This is a genomic window from Planococcus sp. FY231025 (assembly GCF_052078085.1).
Taxonomy (GTDB): domain Bacteria; phylum Bacillota; class Bacilli; order Bacillales_A; family Planococcaceae; genus Planococcus.
This window is the reverse complement of the sequence record NZ_JBQJJG010000008.1, coordinates 112,870-128,859: the sequence shown is the minus strand read 5'-3', so window position 1 is coordinate 128,859 and position 15,990 is coordinate 112,870. Positions and strand designations below refer to the sequence as shown.

Annotated in this window: 18 protein-coding genes and 1 riboswitch; of the genes, 4 read left to right on the top strand and 14 right to left on the bottom strand. The window is 49.8% G+C overall.

Translation table 11 applies throughout. The features are described 5' to 3' along the window. The first annotated feature begins 133 nt into the window (after positions 1–133). Positions 134–1,042 carry an iron-hydroxamate ABC transporter substrate-binding protein gene (locus tag ACTL32_RS12320; RefSeq protein ID WP_441341753.1) on the top strand — a complete coding sequence of 303 codons (909 nt, stop codon included), beginning with the start codon at positions 134–136 and terminating at the stop codon, positions 1,040–1,042. A gap of 72 nt (positions 1,043–1,114) precedes the next feature. Here the strand turns inward: ACTL32_RS12320 and thiW are convergent, their stop codons facing one another. From thiW to ACTL32_RS12280, 8 genes are all read right to left on the bottom strand, one after another. Further along, positions 1,115–1,603, bottom strand: a complete 489-nt coding sequence (gene thiW, locus ACTL32_RS12315; protein ID WP_441341752.1) for an energy coupling factor transporter S component ThiW — start codon at positions 1,601–1,603, stop codon at positions 1,115–1,117. Beyond that, positions 1,600–2,247, bottom strand: coding sequence for a thiamine phosphate synthase (gene thiE, locus ACTL32_RS12310; protein ID WP_441341751.1), 648 nt, complete (start codon positions 2,245–2,247; stop codon positions 1,600–1,602). Before thiE ends, thiW begins: the two co-directional genes overlap by 4 nt. Further along, positions 2,240–3,070, bottom strand: coding sequence for a bifunctional hydroxymethylpyrimidine kinase/phosphomethylpyrimidine kinase (gene thiD / locus ACTL32_RS12305; protein ID WP_441341750.1), 831 nt, complete (start codon positions 3,068–3,070; stop codon positions 2,240–2,242). Before thiD ends, thiE begins: the two co-directional genes overlap by 8 nt. Beyond that, the gene (gene thiM, locus ACTL32_RS12300) at positions 3,057–3,851 is read right to left on the bottom strand and encodes a hydroxyethylthiazole kinase (protein ID WP_441341749.1); all 795 of its coding nucleotides are present in this window, start codon (positions 3,849–3,851) and stop codon (positions 3,057–3,059) included. The genes thiD and thiM overlap by 14 nt, the downstream gene beginning before the upstream one ends. Then, the gene (tenA, locus tag ACTL32_RS12295) at positions 3,841–4,536 is read right to left on the bottom strand and encodes a thiaminase II (RefSeq protein WP_441341748.1); all 696 of its coding nucleotides are present in this window, start codon (positions 4,534–4,536) and stop codon (positions 3,841–3,843) included. The genes thiM and tenA overlap by 11 nt, the downstream gene beginning before the upstream one ends. Before the next feature lie 86 nt (positions 4,537–4,622). Continuing rightward, positions 4,623–4,725: riboswitch (TPP riboswitch) on the bottom strand. A 109-nt stretch (positions 4,726–4,834) separates the two neighbouring features. After that, a complete protein-coding gene (locus tag ACTL32_RS12290; RefSeq protein WP_441341747.1) occupies positions 4,835–6,370 on the bottom strand; it encodes a BCCT family transporter in 1,536 nt (511 codons plus the stop codon). Positions 6,371–6,535: 165 nt separating this feature from the next. Further along, on the bottom strand, positions 6,536–6,745 hold the full coding sequence (locus ACTL32_RS12285) for a DUF3886 domain-containing protein (protein ID WP_441341746.1): 210 nt from the start codon (positions 6,743–6,745) through the stop codon (positions 6,536–6,538). Positions 6,746–6,757: 12 nt separating this feature from the next. After that, positions 6,758–7,945 carry an acetyl-CoA C-acetyltransferase gene (locus tag ACTL32_RS12280; protein ID WP_441341979.1) on the bottom strand — a complete coding sequence of 396 codons (1,188 nt, stop codon included), beginning with the start codon at positions 7,943–7,945 and terminating at the stop codon, positions 6,758–6,760. 77 nt (positions 7,946–8,022) lie between these two features. Here ACTL32_RS12280 and ACTL32_RS12275 point away from each other — a divergent pair, with 77 nt between their 5' ends. Beyond that, positions 8,023–8,922 (top strand): hydroxymethylglutaryl-CoA lyase, encoded by a 900-nt coding sequence (locus ACTL32_RS12275; RefSeq protein ID WP_441341745.1) that lies wholly within the window; start codon positions 8,023–8,025, stop codon positions 8,920–8,922. A 12-nt stretch (positions 8,923–8,934) separates the two neighbouring features. Then, positions 8,935–9,888: an alpha/beta hydrolase gene (locus ACTL32_RS12270; RefSeq protein WP_441341744.1), complete on the top strand. Its 954-nt coding sequence runs from the start codon at positions 8,935–8,937 to the stop codon at positions 9,886–9,888. Between the two features lie 319 nt (positions 9,889–10,207). On the opposite strand, the gene ACTL32_RS12265 is transcribed toward ACTL32_RS12270, so the two are convergent. The 5 genes from ACTL32_RS12265 to yneA all read right to left on the bottom strand — a co-directional run bounded on the left by ACTL32_RS12265 (position 10,208) and on the right by yneA (position 13,992). Next, positions 10,208–10,444 (bottom strand): YneF family protein, encoded by a 237-nt coding sequence (locus tag ACTL32_RS12265; RefSeq protein ID WP_204892433.1) that lies wholly within the window; start codon positions 10,442–10,444, stop codon positions 10,208–10,210. 132 nt (positions 10,445–10,576) lie between these two features. After that, positions 10,577–12,580 (bottom strand): transketolase, encoded by a 2,004-nt coding sequence (gene tkt / locus ACTL32_RS12260; RefSeq protein WP_441341743.1) that lies wholly within the window; start codon positions 12,578–12,580, stop codon positions 10,577–10,579. Positions 12,581–12,732: 152 nt separating this feature from the next. After that, positions 12,733–12,966 carry a DUF896 domain-containing protein gene (locus ACTL32_RS12255; protein ID WP_204892435.1) on the bottom strand — a complete coding sequence of 78 codons (234 nt, stop codon included), beginning with the start codon at positions 12,964–12,966 and terminating at the stop codon, positions 12,733–12,735. Positions 12,967–13,024: 58 nt separating this feature from the next. Next, positions 13,025–13,678, bottom strand: coding sequence for a YneB family resolvase-like protein (locus tag ACTL32_RS12250; RefSeq protein ID WP_204892436.1), 654 nt, complete (start codon positions 13,676–13,678; stop codon positions 13,025–13,027). Then, complete coding sequence (gene yneA / locus ACTL32_RS12245; protein ID WP_441341742.1) at positions 13,675–13,992, bottom strand: cell division suppressor protein YneA; 318 nt, start codon at positions 13,990–13,992, stop codon at positions 13,675–13,677. The genes ACTL32_RS12250 and yneA overlap by 4 nt, the downstream gene beginning before the upstream one ends. Positions 13,993–14,157: 165 nt before the next feature. Between yneA and lexA the strand changes: the two genes are divergently transcribed. Continuing rightward, positions 14,158–14,778: a transcriptional repressor LexA gene (lexA, locus tag ACTL32_RS12240; protein WP_204892438.1), complete on the top strand. Its 621-nt coding sequence runs from the start codon at positions 14,158–14,160 to the stop codon at positions 14,776–14,778. A 420-nt stretch (positions 14,779–15,198) separates the two neighbouring features. Here the strand turns inward: lexA and ACTL32_RS12235 are convergent, their stop codons facing one another. Next, the gene (locus ACTL32_RS12235) at positions 15,199–15,933 is read right to left on the bottom strand and encodes a class I SAM-dependent methyltransferase (RefSeq protein WP_441341741.1); all 735 of its coding nucleotides are present in this window, start codon (positions 15,931–15,933) and stop codon (positions 15,199–15,201) included. Between the last annotated feature and the right edge of the window lie 57 nt (positions 15,934–15,990).

Sequence of the window (15,990 nt, the reverse complement as noted above, 5' to 3'; positions counted from 1 at the left end):
CAGTCGGCTTCAGATTTATTATTTGTCGCTTTCCAGATTCCAATTGACAACCGTTCTCAACTATTTTAGTATAAAAGATGCATGCAATTGAAAATGATTATCAATATCGATGGTGCAGAAGGAGACACTCATTATGAAAAACGCAATATTGCCATTCCTGCTTTTATTGTCGCTCGTGCTTGCCGGCTGTGGAAACGGCGAGGCGGCTCCGAAAGAAGCAGCAGAAGAAACAACTGAAACAATTACATACCAGTCCGAATCCGGACCTGTCGAGGTTCCCGCAGACCCACAGCGGATCATCGCATTGACGAATGGGCCGAATGTCTTGGCTTTAGATGGCCAGGTTGTCGGCATTGATGAATGGACGAATACCAACCCTCTTTTCGAAGAAAAGCTGGCTGGTGTAGAGGTCGTATCTGAAGACAATCTTGAAGCAATCATTGAATTGGACCCGGACTTGATCATCGCAGGCACCCATATGAAGAACCTTAAGAAATTGAATGAAATAGCACCGACAGTAGCCTTCACATGGGGAAAGCTGGATTATCTGGACCAGCAGGTTGAAATCGGCAAGTTGTTGAACAAAGAAAAAGAAGCAACGGATTGGGTTGCAAGCTTCACGGAAAAAGCGGAAGCTGCAGGTGAAACGATTCGTTCGAAAATCGGCGAAGATGCCACTGTATCCGTCATCGAAAGCGGAAACAAGGAATTTTATGTGTTCGGCGATAATTACGCCCGCGGCACAGAAATCCTCTATCAGGCAATGGGCTTGAAAATGCCCGAAAAAGTGAAGGAATTGGCATTGGAAGCGGGCGTCTATACATTCTCCGCTGAAACACTTCCGGAATTTGCTGGGGACTATATCGTCTTCAGCAAAAATCCGGATGTCGATAACTCTTTTACAGAAACAGCTGTATGGAACAATATACCGGCCGTGGAAAAAGGGCAGGTCATAGAAATCAATACCAAAGCCTCCACTTACAGCGATCCGATCACACTTGATCACCTATTGACCGTTTTTGAAGAGTCGTTTCTAAAATAATAAAGAAATGAGCAAAGGACAAGCTGCCGCTTCAGGCTGCTTGTCCTTTTTATTCGTGTTCAAGTCTCAGCGTCAATAAAGTTCGCTTTTGATGTAGACATTCTTCAGTTTATAGACGAGAAGAACCCCAAGCACAGCACCTGTAGCACTTGATACCAGAAACGGCGGCATGAAGAAAAACGCGGCGCTTTCTGTGCCCATCAAAAATTTTGCATACGGTACAGCCACAAGCGAAGCAAGGATTCCCGTGCCGATTATTTCCCCTGCTGCGGCAAACCAGAGTTTCCCGGTACCCATATAGAACAAACCGGCCAGAAGAGCGCCGATCATTCCGCCGGGAAATGCCAGCAAGGAGCCGGTCCCGGTCAACACGCGGACCACCCCTGTCACGAAAGCGATGACGACCGCCGGAAGGGGCCCGAAAAGGACTGCCGCCATTACGTTGATCGCATGCTGTACAGGATAAGCCCGGGCTATTCCGGCAGGAAACGATACAAATGCGGATCCTGCCACTGCAATCGCAACGAACATTGCCATCAGGACGAGCTTTTTCGTTTTCATATCATCTGCCCTCTTTCAAATGAATCTCGGAGCCGGCCAATTTCTGTGGAAACGTCCCTCGCTTTTGCAATTGCGGAAATAACGGCTACTCCAGCTGCGCCCGCCTGCCAGACTTCGCTTGCATTTTCCGATGTGATTCCGCCAATGCCGATGACCGGAACTTTGGGGTATTGCCTGGCAACTTCTATGATTTTCCTGACCCCAGCCGGCGCTTTCGCATCGCTTTTCGAGCTCGTAGCGAATACCGGCCCCATGCCAAGATAATCAGCGCCGCGTGCAATAGCCTGTGCTGCTTCTTCCTCGGAATGGACTGAAACTCCCAGCACTTTCTCTGCGCCGATCAGCGCGCGTACATCGCCGGAATGCATATCCTCTTGCCCGACATGGACGCCGTCCGCTCCGATTGCAAGCGCCAGTTCTACATCGTCGTTGATGATGAACGGCACGCTATACCGCTTGCATAGAGCCTGGCATTCCCGTGCGAATCTCTCCAACGCTTCCCCCCGTAATGCGGTCTCCCCTTTTTCACGCAGCTGAAAATGGGTAATCCCGGCTGCCAGAGCTTCATTAAGCAAAAAATGCGGCTCTTTTTCCTTTGCATTCGACGTACCCATGATGAAATAAATTGATGGTCTGCTAAACAAGCTGGACTTCCCCCTTTCCGCTGAAGTTTCTGAAGGCTGCGTGATTGGTCGGTCCATGGCCTGATCCAATATTCAAAGGATGGCCAAGTGCTGCTTGGACAAATTGCTTGGCAGTGAAAAGCGCTTCGTTCATTGGAGCGCCTTTTGCCATTTCAGCTGTCAGGGCCGCTGCGAATGTGCAGCCGGTGCCATGTGTCTGACGGGTGCGGATCCGGTTTGAGCGCAGCATAAGCGATGCGCCGCCGCTATGGAGGTAGAAGTCCTCGGTAAAGTCCGGATCGCTGCCGTGGCCGCCTTTGATGACGACCGACTCCGCTCCGTAATCCAGAATGCGTTTTGCTGCCAGGAGCCGTGTTTCCGGGTCGCGGATTTCAATGCCGCTCAATACTTCCGCCTCCGGAATGTTCGGAGTAATAACCGTGGCGAGGGGCAAAAGCTGGGCTTTCATCGCCTCCACCGCCTCTTCCTGCAAAAGTGCGGCCCCTCCTTTTGCAATCATGACCGGATCGACAATGACATACTTCCATCCGTATCTCCGGATTCCTTTAGCCGTTTCCTCGATGATCGAGGCATCAAACAGCATGCCGGTTTTGACTGCTGCAATGTCAAAGTCGCTGCCCACCGCATCGATTTGCTGCCGGACTGTTCCCCTTTCCACCGGGAAAATGCCGCTGACGCCCCGGGTATTTTGAGCCGTTACCGCCGTAATGGCAGAAGTTCCAAACACGCCGAGTTCCTGAAATGTTTTGATGTCCGCCTGAATCCCGGCGCCTCCGCCGGAATCAGAACCGGCAATCGTCAGCACTTCCTTAATCGCGCCCATACAACATCCCTCCCATTTTGCTTGCTTCATCAATGTTCTGCTGTTCCGTGCTTGCAAGAAGGTCCAAAAATTGGGCGCTGAAACTCCCCGGCCCCGGGGCTTCGGCAGCTGCGTTTTCGCCGGCAATGCCGTAATAACGGAGCGCTTCCGCGGCTATCGTCATGGGCGGCCCTTCCACTGATGCAAGGAAAGCAGCTGCGACTGCGCTCAATAGGCACCCCATGCCCGTTACCTCTGCCATTTTCGGACTGCCATGGGGGATGTACTCCACCGTTTGGCCATCCGTCACGATGTCCGTTTCGCCCGTTACCGCTACGGCCAATCGATAGCGGCGTGCCACTTCCATTGCCAATGGTTCAATATCGGCATCGCCTGCTCCGGCATCCACGCCCTTTGCCTGCCAATCGGCTCTGGCAATCGCGGCCAGCTCCCCGGCATTGCAGCGCAGCAACGTGATTTCCACTCCTTGAAGCAATTGGTTTACAGCCGAAAGCCGGAACCGTGTCGCGCCTGCCCCGACCGGATCCAGCACGACCGGTATCCCTTTCCGGTTCGCTGCTTTCCCCGATATCAGCATGCTGTCGAGGGAACGCTGTGAGAGTGTCCCAATATTCAGCGATAACGCATCTGCCAGAAGGGTCAGTTCTTCTGCCTCTTCCACTGCATCTCCCATGATCGGTGATGCACCTAATGCGAGCAGCCCGTTTGCCTGGAAATTTGCGGCGACCTGGTTGGTGATGCAATGAATGATCGGCTCCTTTGACCGGACCTCAATCAACATACGCATTCTCCTCTCCCACTTGCGGCGCAACTTCCCAGCTTTCCATCGTCCACGCCTGCTGCCAAAAATTCCATTCGTAATAGCTGCTCCGGCGGAACCGGTCTTTCAACTGTTTAAGCCGTTTTTCAGAAAGCCCTTCTGCCAACCGGTCCATGCGCTCTTTCTGCTCATTGACCAGTTCGCCGAACCACTCAGAACCGTATGTGCCAATCCACCGGTCGTAGATGGGATGACCGGGTGCGGCATCTTTCAAGCGCTCTCCGATTTCAAAATAAAGCCAGTAGCACGGCAGAATGGCAGCCAGTACATCCGCCAAGTCGCCTTCTGCAGAACGGTACATATGCGAAACGTAAGCATAGGCACTCGGAGAAGGTTCGAACAACTCCCAATCGCTCTTCGTGACACCGAGTAAATCCATGAACGATTCGTGGAGTGCCATTTCTGCTGCACATGTCTGTTCGGCATGATGCGCGAAGCTTCTCGTCGTCTCAAGGTCCGCCGCCTTTACCGCTCCGATTGCCTGTACTTTGGCAAAATGCGTTAAATAATAGGCATCCTGCATGACGTAATACTTGAATATGCCGAGCGGCAACGTGCCGTCCGCGATCCCTTTCACGAACGGATGCTCAAAACTTGCCTGCCACAATCCATCACATTCCAACCGTACCTCTTTGCAAAAAGCCATTTCTCCATCTCCTTTTTTGAGCAAATAAAATACCGCTTTCCAGTAAAGGAAAGCGGCGATTGTCAGCTGCACAAAAAAAGAGAGGAGCATCCATTCGCCCACTTCCCTCCGCTGGTATGATCCAGATCAGGTTCAAAGGGTCCGAGCGTTGCTCGTCTCAGCCGGTAACCGGCTCCCCTAGTGGATTGCGATATTCATGTTGTCGGCATCACTATACCATAGATAAAATAATAATTCAAAATTTCTTGCAATGAATTTTTCAGTATCAATTATGATATCTGATCAGAAGCTTGAAATTCTATTTACGGATATTGTGTTTCCATGCTTCGTCGTTATCCAGCATCTTCTTCGCTGCAAAAAGCATCAGGAAAGTGATCAAAATTATCGGCAAGCCCATCAATCCGGAAATGACTTCCAGTGGAGCAAGCCCTCCTATTCTCATCAATACCAAAGCCAGAACGGTTATAATCGCTGCAATGATGAGGCGCAATGATTTTGGTGGTTCATGATTGCTCATATCCCGTGTACTTGTATAAGCGGCGACCGTATACGTTGTCGAATCAAGCGTTGTTGTCAGGAAGACAAGCGAAACGATGATGAAGACGACAATGGCCAGTCCGCTTAACGGCAAGGTTGAGAGGATTTCAGGAATGACCGCCATCCGATCTTCAGTCTGGACCAACTCCAGTATGTTCAATTGTCCGGTCAGCTGTCGGTGAACTCCCAATCCGCCTAATACACCGGTCGCAATCCAAGACAACAATGTCGGCGCCAGCATATAGGTGAGAATCATCTCTTTGATCGTCCGGCCTTTTGAAATCCGGGCAGCGAATACGCTGTGCAACATGGCCCAAGTCGCACTATAAGCAAACCAGAAAACGGTATTGCTTTGTACATGCGAGGCTTCTCCTTGATAGACTGAATCGGTGCTTAGCGAGAACGACAGATAATTAGCGAACAAATACGAGACACTGTCCGTAAAGAAATTCATGATGAATACGCCAGGGCCTGCCAATACAATGAATATACCGAATGCAGCGGCAAGATAGACATTGAACGTACTAAGCCGTTTGATTCCTTTTTCAATGCCGAGGTAGGCGCTTGCTGAAAACAGCAGAACCCAGACGACCGTGACGATGAGCGTTAGCCCGAAGCTGACATTGATGTTCAATAAAGCGGCTAAATTATATGTAACAATCGGTGCCCCAAGACCTAGTGTGACAGCTGCCCCGGTCAGAATACTAAGAAGGAATAAAACATCGAGCAACTTGCCTGCCCAACCATCTGTCAACTTATCGCCAAGAATAACACGGGCTGCCTCGGAAATCCGCATGAGCGGGCGTTTTTTGACGTGCAGAATATAAGCCATGGCCGGTGCAATCATGACGAAAATCGCAAACACCTGAAATCCCCACAGGAACATGCTGTAAGCATTGCCCATCAACATAGCTTCAGGCGATCCCGCTTCTGTACCGGCAGGCGGATTGTTAGCAACCGACGACCATTGAAGCATCCCGGTCCGCATGATAGTAGACCCGATGCCCATAGCTATTAGAATTGAAGCATATTCGAACAACGAGAGGCGTGGCTTTTCCTTTGGATTTCCTAATACGACTTTTCCATATTTGGAAAATGAAAAGAATAGGGCCGCTCCTACTAGGATGATTCCGTACCAAAGGTATCCCCAACTAAACATTTCCACGATTGAAGTGAAAATTGAATTGAGCACTTCAAGCGACCGTGTTTCATACAGGCCTAGCGGTATACAAAGCGCCAAGATAATGATGATTGCCGGTATGAATATTTTGTATTCAATTAGCTTTTCTTTCTTCATAAAATCCCCCTCTATGTATGGTGTCACTCTTTACTCTTACCCAAAATTCTTCCCGTTATGCTGCAATTGTGAAATCATTTGATAGTTACTGCAAAAAAATAAAAGCCGGAAACTGGTTGATATGCTCAACAGCTTCCGGCATTCCGTATTTAATGATCCATGAATTTAATATTTGTTTCCTTTATCGCCATGCCGTTCAAGCAGCTCTGCAAATGACAGGTTCTTTTCACGCTCTTTGCGTTCGAACAATTCCTTGGCGTGCTTTTCCTCAGCGCGCTGCTGCTCTTCTTTCAAAAGTTTCGCTTTTGTCACCTGCAATTTTGCTAGGATATCCTGCGGCAGATTGCTTTCGGTTTCTTGTTTTTTCTTGCTCATCGCTCTCTCTCCTTACGGGCGTTTTACGATCGTTGCCACGCCTTGGCCGCCGCCGATGCAAAGTGTTGCAAGTCCGGTTTTGACATCGCGTTTTTGCATTTCATGCAGAAGTGTTACAAAAACCCGGGCGCCGCTTGCCCCGATTGGATGGCCAAGTGCGATTGCACCGCCATTAACATTCAGAATATCGTGATTGAATTCTAATTCACGGTCCACAGCGATTGATTGGGCTGCGAATGCTTCGTTGGCTTCGATCAATTCGATGTCAGCCATAGCCATTCCAGCTTTGTTCAATACGTTCTTGACCGCCTGGACCGGACCGATGCCCATAACCGCCGGATCTACGCCAGCGTGTCCGTTCGCGATGACGGTAGCAATTGGCGTCAAACCCAGTTCTTCGGCTTTCGCTTTGGACATCACGACAACAGCGGCCGCTCCGTCGTTGATGCCGGAAGCATTGCCGGCAGTTACGCTGCCTTCTTTTTTAAATGCTGGGCGCAATTTGCCAAGTTTTTCGGCAGTGGAATCGCGCTTCACATATTCGTCCGTATTGAAGATCACCGGCTCGCCTTTGCGCTGCGGAATCTCCACTGGAACGATTTCATCATCAAAGCGGCCGGAATCGATTGCCGCCGCCGCCCGTGCCTGCGAACGCGCAGCAAATTCGTCCTGCTCTTCGCGGGTGATTTCATAGCGGTCGCAGAGGTTCTCTGCAGTGACGCCCATATGGTAATTATTGAATGCACACATCAGGCCGTCCTGCAGCATGCTGTCGACCACAGTCTGGTCGCCCATGCGGTAACCGGTCCTTGCTTTCGGCATCAAATATGGCGCCAAGCTCATGTTCTCCATGCCGCCTGCCACGACGATATCAGCGTCTCCTGCATAAATTGCTTGGAAAGCCAGGTGGACCGATTTTAAGCCGGAACCACAGAGTTTATTGATGGTCATTGCCGGAACCGTCTCCGGAAGCCCAGCTTCAATTGCCGACTGGCGGGCCGGGTTCTGCCCAAGCCCTGCCTGAAGCACATTCCCCATGATGACTTCAGATACCTGCTCAGGTTTGATTCCTGCGCGCTGGACAGCTTCTTTGATGACAATCGCCCCTAATTTTGTTGCAGGAACATCTTTAAGCGCTCCTCCGAAAGAACCGATCGCCGTGCGGACAGCGCTTACAATTACGACTTCTTGTGACACAATGATTTCCCCCTTGTTTGGTTGTTTGCAAGTTGCTCTTTTCTCCTACTCCTGGATACAATGGTATTGGGAGGGATACTATGTTAAGTTTACCAAAGAATGCAACAATAATCGAGGTTGGCCCGCGGGACGGCCTTCAAAACGAAGGAAAAACCGTTTCCACGGAAGCGAAACTCGAATTCATCAAAGGACTTCAAGCAGCAGGGGTGCAAGAAATGGAGCTGACGTCGTTCGTGTCGCCAAAATGGGTGCCGCAAATGGCCGATGCCAAAGAAATCATGGCGAATGTCGAGAAAACCGGACGCCAGTTTGTCCTGACGCCGAATGAAAAAGGCATCAATGCCGCACTCGAATCTGGCGCAAAAGCTGTCGCAGTTTTCGTTGGCGTGTCCGATTCGTTCAATAAGAAAAACATCAACAAAACCACTAGGGAAAGCATGGATGCGCTCCAACCGCTCATCCTCCAATTAAAAGAAGACGGCATTTTCGTCCGTGCCTGCATCTCCACCGCGTTCTATTGCCCGTTCGAAGGGGCCATCAACCCGGAAGGCACCTTGTCGCTTTGCCGGACCTTCGCCGACTGGGGAGTCGACGAGTTGAGTGTCGCTGATACGATCGGCATGGCAACGCCGCTTGAGAGCTATAGACTGTTCAAAAAATTGAAAGATGCATTTCCTGATGTGCTGATGACCGCGCATTTCCATGACACACGAAAAATGGCGCTGGCCAATATCTTCGCAGCGCTCCAGGCAGGAGTCGACCGGTTTGACGCGTCCGCCGGCGGCTTGGGCGGCTGCCCGTTCGCACCTGGTGCCACCGGCAACGTCGCAACCGAAGACGTCGTCAACATGCTGCACCGCATGGACATCAGCACCGGAATCGACCTTGATCTGCTGTGCGAAGCTGTCGCTGCGATTGAACCCCATGTCTCAAACCCGGTCCAGACAGGCATGTACCGCCTTTATAAGAACCGAAGATAGGGAGGCTCTCCTTTGAAAAAACGCATTTTCCAAATTTCTGCTGTCGTTTCCAGCACCTTTTCCCTTTTGGCTGCAGCGGTCGGCATTGCTGCCAGCAACCGGCTGATGTATGTGAAGAAAAAAGACGAAGCTTTGATTTTGGAGCGCGAAACATCCGCCAAACGGTATGACGAAGTCTGGTATGCCAACGTGAAAAAAAGCGAACAGTGGATCCGGTCGGAAAACGGCTATGACGTCAAGGCCATTTTCCTGGAACCGTATGATACAAACCGTTATGTCGTCATTTGCCACGGGGTGACCGAAACGAAAGTCAATTCCTTTAAATATGCCCGTATGTTCGAGCGCCTCGGCTTTAATTCGGTCGTCTACGACCATCGGCGCCACGGTGATTCCGGCGGCAATACGACCAGCTTCGGCCATTACGAGAAATGGGATTTAAAAGCAGTCATCGAAGCGCTCAAACAGCATGTTGGCCCTGACTTGCGGTTCGGCATCCACGGCGAATCGATGGGGGCTGCTACGACGCTCTTGTATGCAGGCATGCAGGACGATGCCGATTTCTATATTTCCGACTGCGGGTATTCAGACATCTCGGAGCAGATCCGGCATGTCATGAAAACCACAACGCCGCTCAAGACGCCGATTGCGCTGAAGCTGGCTCAAGTGTTCATGAAATGGCGGGACGGCTATGCGATGAAAACTGTATCACCCCGTAATGCGGTCCCTTTGATCCGGAAACCGGTCCTGTTCATCCACAGCCTCGAAGACACATTTGTCCTTCCGAAAATGAGCAGCGAGATGCATGAGCTGAAAAAGGGGCCGAAAGCTTTGAAGCTGTTCGAAACCGGCGCGCATGCCCAGTCGTATAATTTGTTCCCGGAAGAATACGAAGAGGCGGTGGCGGATTTCCTAAAAGAAAACGATTTGCTGCCGCAGGAAGCGCAGCTAGCTGAATCCATTAAGTAAGAAGGCGCCGGTCCTAATAGGACGGCGCCTTCTTTTTACAATTCACTTTTCAGCCTTTCCACTTCCTTCTCCAAATCAGCGATCCGTTTGTGAATCCGATAGAATATCGGTATGTAGGCAACCACAACCAGTATCATCCACCCCACAGCCCCAGCTCCTTTCCTAGAAGATCGAACCTGCCAAACTTTTACCATTACGTTTATATTCTTTTAAATTAGAGGAAATTCCTTCTCGCCGTTTAAGAACGACCATTTTCACTTTAATATTTTTATTATGTAAACAAATGGACTAAGAAAAAAAGCACTCAGCATGAGCGCTTTTATTTTTTAGTTGGTGGTTTAGTTGATGCTTTATTCATTTGTGTCATCATTTGATTGATTTTCTTTTGAGACGGTTTTTGTCCCATTTGCATCATCATGATACGCAGCATATCTTCGTTGATCGGTGGATTGTCTTTCAAATACTTCATCATATATTGACGAGCGATGAAAAAGCCAAGCGCAACACCCGCGATTAAAGCCACGATAACGATTACGATCCAGATCCATGTAGCCATTCTTGTTACCCCCCTCGTGTTGCATAAATAAGTAGTGCACCACAATGGATTATACTATAAATTTCAGCATGTGACCATATGCACAAAATAATAAAAGGCGGAAGCCGTCTAGCGCTTCCGCCTCTTCTCAAATTATTGTTCGTTGATCAGATTCTTGACTCTCGCCACGACGTTCTCTGGCGTAAAGCCGAATTCTTGCATGATCCGTTCGCCTGGTGCGCTGGCGCCGAAACGGTCGATTGCCAAGATATCGCCTTCGTCGCCTGTGTAGCGTTCCCAGCCGAATGGAGAGCCCATTTCGATGGCCAAACGTTTTTTGACGGTCTTCGGAATGACCGACTGCTTGTATTCTTTATCCTGTTTTTCGAAGCGGTCCCATGACGGCATGGAAACGACCGACACGGAAATACCTTCTTCAGCCAATTGTTTCTGGGCTGCTACTGCGAGGCTCACTTCAGACCCCGTTGCCAAAAGCAGCGCTTGCGGGTTTTCAGCAGGCGAAACGACATACGCGCCTTTTTCCACTCCGCTGTCCGCCAACTCGCCGCTCTGTTCAAGCACCGGCAGATCCTGGCGTGAAAGCACTAGCAAAGTCGGGTGAGACTTGGCAGTCAATGCCAATTTCCAAGCGGCTTTGGTTTCGTTGGCATCCGCTGGGCGTACAACGCTCAAATTCGGCATTGCGCGAAGCGAAGCCAAATGCTCGACCGGTTCGTGGGTCGGACCGTCTTCCCCGACAGCCACACTGTCATGTGTGAACACATATGTGACCGGAAGGCCCATCAATGCTGACAGACGGATAGCCGGGCGCACATAATCGCTGAAGACAAAGAATGTTCCCCCGAATACATGAAGGCCGCCATGAAGCGCCATACCATTTAACGCAGCACCCATTGCGAATTCACGCACACCGAACCAGATATTGCGTCCGGCCGGGTTTTCAGCGTCGAAATCGCCGCCGCCTTTGATGTTTGTTTTATTCGATCCTGCCAAATCAGCGCTGCCGCCGAAGAAAGAAGGAACCGCTTTGGCGATGGCATTGACCATATCGCCTGAAGAAGCGCGCGTCGCCTGTTTTTTGCCTACTTCATATTGCGGGAAGTCAGCATCAAAATCTGCTGGCAACTCGCCTTTGATTGCTTTTTGAAGCTGTTCTGCAAGTTCCGGATGTGCAGCTTGGTATTGATCGAACAATTCGTTCCAAGCTTTCTCGGCATTTCCGCCCAGCTCTTCTGTCGCTTGCTTGAACGTTTCATATACTTCGTCCGGCACATGGAAGTCCTGTTCGAATGTCCACTTGTAATATTCTTTCGCCAATTTCATTTCATCTTCGCCAAGCGGCGCGCCGTGGGCATCCGCTTTACCGGATTTGTTCGGTGCACCATAGCCGATGACCGTCTTGACTTCGATCAATGTCGGCTTGTCCGCAGACTGTTTCGCTTGCGCGATTTTTTCAGACAGATCGTCCAATTCATTGCCGTTATCAACGCGCAAATAATTCCAGCCGTAAGATTCAAAGCGCTTTTTGATGTCTTCAGAGAAACTCATCGAAAGGTCGCCATCCAATGAAATGTCATTGCTATCGTACAAGATGACCAATTTGTTCAATTGAAGATGGCCTGCAAGTGAAATGGCTTCCCCTGCAACGCCTTCCATCAAATCGCCGTCTCCGCAAAGTGCGAATGTGTGATGGTCGACCACATTCATGTTCTCTTTATTGTAAGTAGCGGCTAAATGGCGTTCTGCCATTGCCATGCCGACAGCCATGCCGATCCCTTGTCCAAGAGGGCCTGTTGTCGCTTCAACACCCACTGTGTGGTGGTATTCAGGGTGGCCCGGAGTTTTGGAATCCCACTGGCGGAAGTTTTTGATTTCCTCCAATGATAAGCCATATCCGCTCAAATGAAGCAGGCTGTATAAAAGCATTGAACCATGTCCAGCTGAAAGCACGAAACGGTCACGGTTGAACCAGTTCGGGTTCTTCGGATTGTGGTTCATATGTTTTGTCCACAAGGTATATGCCATAGGCGCTGCGCCCATCGGCAAGCCAGGATGTCCGGAATTCGCTTTCTCGATTGCATCGATTGAAAGCGTGCGAATCGTTGTTACTGCAAGTTGATCTGCGTGGTTTGACATAATAACATCCTCTCACTATCTTTTTTAATCCTATTCTAGTGTAGTCAACAATAGAAAAGAATACAACTAGAAAAGCGCCAGCTGGCTACTCAATCCGGAATGTGCCGGAAGAATGGCGCTAAACTTTGGCGCATCAAAAAAGAGAATAAGCATTAATTCAAATACTTATTCTCCCGGATATTTTTGATTTTCTCCGGTGTCACATCTGTGCCTTCCGGATCGATCACTTTTACATTTTCAATCGTGCCGCGCATGCTCGTGCGGAACGTTTGCAAGTATTCCTGCCGAAGCGCTGATTGCTCCTTGGCTTCTTCGATTGATAAACCGGCCGTTTTGGATTTGCGCGCCAGCTCGTTGATGCGTCTGATTTTTTCAGGAGATAACAAATAGAACCCCGCCTTTCTCTTTCATATCGTACAAAAGAAGCGGAATTTCTGCAATGATTTAGCCCTGTTTCATGCCTTGGAACTCTTTGTAGCGGCGATGGACCGTCGCTTTGCTGGCCTGGTAGCCGAAGCCTTGAAGCGTCACGGCGATTTCATGGAACGTCAAGCCGTTCTCCTTCAGGCTGACAATCTGGTCAATCGGCAAATCCAGGCGCTCCCGCCCTTCCGGATTGCCTTTCCCTTTCAGGTTGCGCTCAGGTTTGTAGCCGTTCTCCACTGCCCGTTTCATGCCGCGCTTGATCTTGGCGTTATGTATTTTGCGTTGGTATTCTTCGACAATCGCCAAGATTTCCAACACCATATCGTCCATGTCATTGAGCGCAATCGGCCCTCCATCAGACAGTGTAAAAACTTCGACGCCGTACTTTTTCATGACATGCAGCAAGGCAATGCGGGCATGCCCGCGGCCAAGGCGGGTTTCATCCTGGATAAAAACCGCCGCAATTTTGTCCCGCTTGATGCTGTTGAGCATTTCCAACAGGCCTTCACGGTCCATTTCATAGCCGCTGTGCTGGTCCGAGAAGACCTGGTCGACCATATAGCCTTGTTCAAATGCGAATTTCAGCAATTCTTCCTCCTGGCGTTCGAGCGAACTTTCCTGGGTGTCTTTCGTGGTGCTGACGCGGCAATAAACCAATGCAGTCTTCTTCATTCTGCATCACCTGCCAGCTTTATGGTTTCATCTGGGGCGAATTTCAGTTGTTCGCTGGGAATCTTGATCGACTGTCCTGCGACGATTTTCGGAGTGTGTAGATTATTCTCTTCCATGATAGCTTCTATCCACTCCTGATGCGGTGTATTGCCGCTGAATGATTCTGCCAGCGTCCACAGCGTGTCGCCTTCTTCAATCTGGACAAGGCTCATCTGTGGTTCCTGGTTGTTATGGGTGAAGACCGAGTAGAACGAAAATGAAAGGATAAGGGCAAATAATAGAGTTAGATAAGAATTTCTGCGGATGAATGTCATATAAAACGCCTCCTAAGAATGTGTGTTCGGAATATATGTTCTTACTTTAATGCGAACAAGTGTTTTTGTCAACAAATAAATTCGAACCTATGTTTGCATTTCATAGCCCAAGTTGGTATACTATGGGTAGAAAACATACTGAACAACTAAAAAGAGGTGAAACTGTTGAAAAAAGTATCGAAGCGCCAAGAAGATATTTTAACTTTTATAAAAGACGAAGTCCGGGCTAAAGGCTATCCGCCATCCGTCCGCGAAATCGGGGAAGCAGTTGGCTTGGCATCAAGTTCGACTGTCCATGGCCATCTTGCCCGTCTCGAAAGCAAAGGCCTGATCCGACGGGATCCGACCAAACCGAGAGCTATCGAAATCATCTCTACAGATGAAGCGTTGATTGAAAAAAGCCCGGTTCTGCATGTACCTTTGATTGGTAAAGTTACAGCCGGTGTTCCGATTACAGCGATCGAAAATGTTGAAGAGTACTTTCCGCTTCCCCAGTCCTACGGCACAGAAGACGACCATATTTTCATGCTCGAAATCATGGGTGAAAGTATGATCGAAGCCGGAATTTTCAACGGTGACTACGTTGTGGTGAAACAGCAGCAGACAGCGAACAATGGAGATATCGTCGTGGCCATGACGGCAGAAGATGAAGCGACAGTAAAACGCTTTTTCCGCGAAAACAATTATTTCCGCCTGCAGCCTGAAAACTCATCAATGGACCCGATCATCGTTGACCAGGTCACCATCCTGGGCAAAGTGGTAGGCGTTTACCGCCAATTGCATTAAAGGCTCGAACAAATAGGAAAAGGGGCTTTTTAAAAAGCCTAAATTGAAAAGGCCAGAGAAGAAAAAGCAATGCTTTTTCTCCTCTGGTCTTTTCTTTATTCTATAACGGCTGCTGGGAATGAAGGCGGCGAGCAAGTTGGCCGAACTGCCGTCGGCCAACTTGTTTGCGACGAAGCAGCGCAGCGATGCAACGCCCTTTCATGTCTCGAAGCTAGCGCAGCGACGGTTTTTCATGCACCGAAGCTAGCGTAGCGATGCAGGTGCAATGCAGAGACAGGAGCATCGGTTTTACCAGGGGGCAGCGTAGCGACGAAGTGCCGAAATCCACTCGGACGCAAGTCCGAATTAATTCGGCGCAAGCCCGCGGAAAGCGTCCGCCGCAATGGACCGCAGCCATTTTGGACACTCCTTTTTTTCCCTCTATTCTTTCACCCCTGAAAAGATCAGCATCAGCGGAATGCGCTGCCGTCGGTTAAACTCTTGTTCACTGCTGAAATTGGCACGGACCGGCATGCCTTCCCGCAATGCCGCTACGTTGAATCCGGCTTCCATCAATGCGGTGAAGTAGCTTTCAGTGGTCCGGTGGTGCTTGATGACGGTTTTGTTGATCCAAGGCTCCCGGCGCTCCCCTTCCATGAAATAATCATCGACCCGCCAATCGCCGCGCCTGTCTCCAAGTTCTTTGCTTCCAAACGAGGAAGTCGTCAATGGATGCTGGACGGTGAAAACGAATTTTCCGCCCGGCTTCAATGCTTTGTGAATTTCCTGGAACAATGCATTGATATCGGCTATGTAATGAATGACAAAACGTGAAGCCACTATGTCATAAGCAGCTTCCGGAAAGGGGAAAGACGTGATATCCTTATGAAAAATCCGGCTGTTTGTTCCTGCTAGGACAGCTTCCGCCTTCTTCATCATTTGAACTGAAGCTTCAATGCCGGTATAGGATCCTGCGCCTCCTCCGAGCAGCTCACTTCCAAAAGAGCCGTCTCCGCAGCCGAGGTCAAGGATTTCCGCACCCGCGAAGTCCCCGAGCAACTCTAAAAAGATCGGCCTTTCGATGGCGTTGTTCGGGCTTTCGTTCCGGTTCCGCCTTAACAGGTATGCCGCTAAAAAATCTTCTTCCTCATAAACGCTCGAACCCCTGTATTCCATTTTTATACCGCCCCTTTTTTATCGATTTCTCTCATTCCTCAAAAAAAAGCATCCACA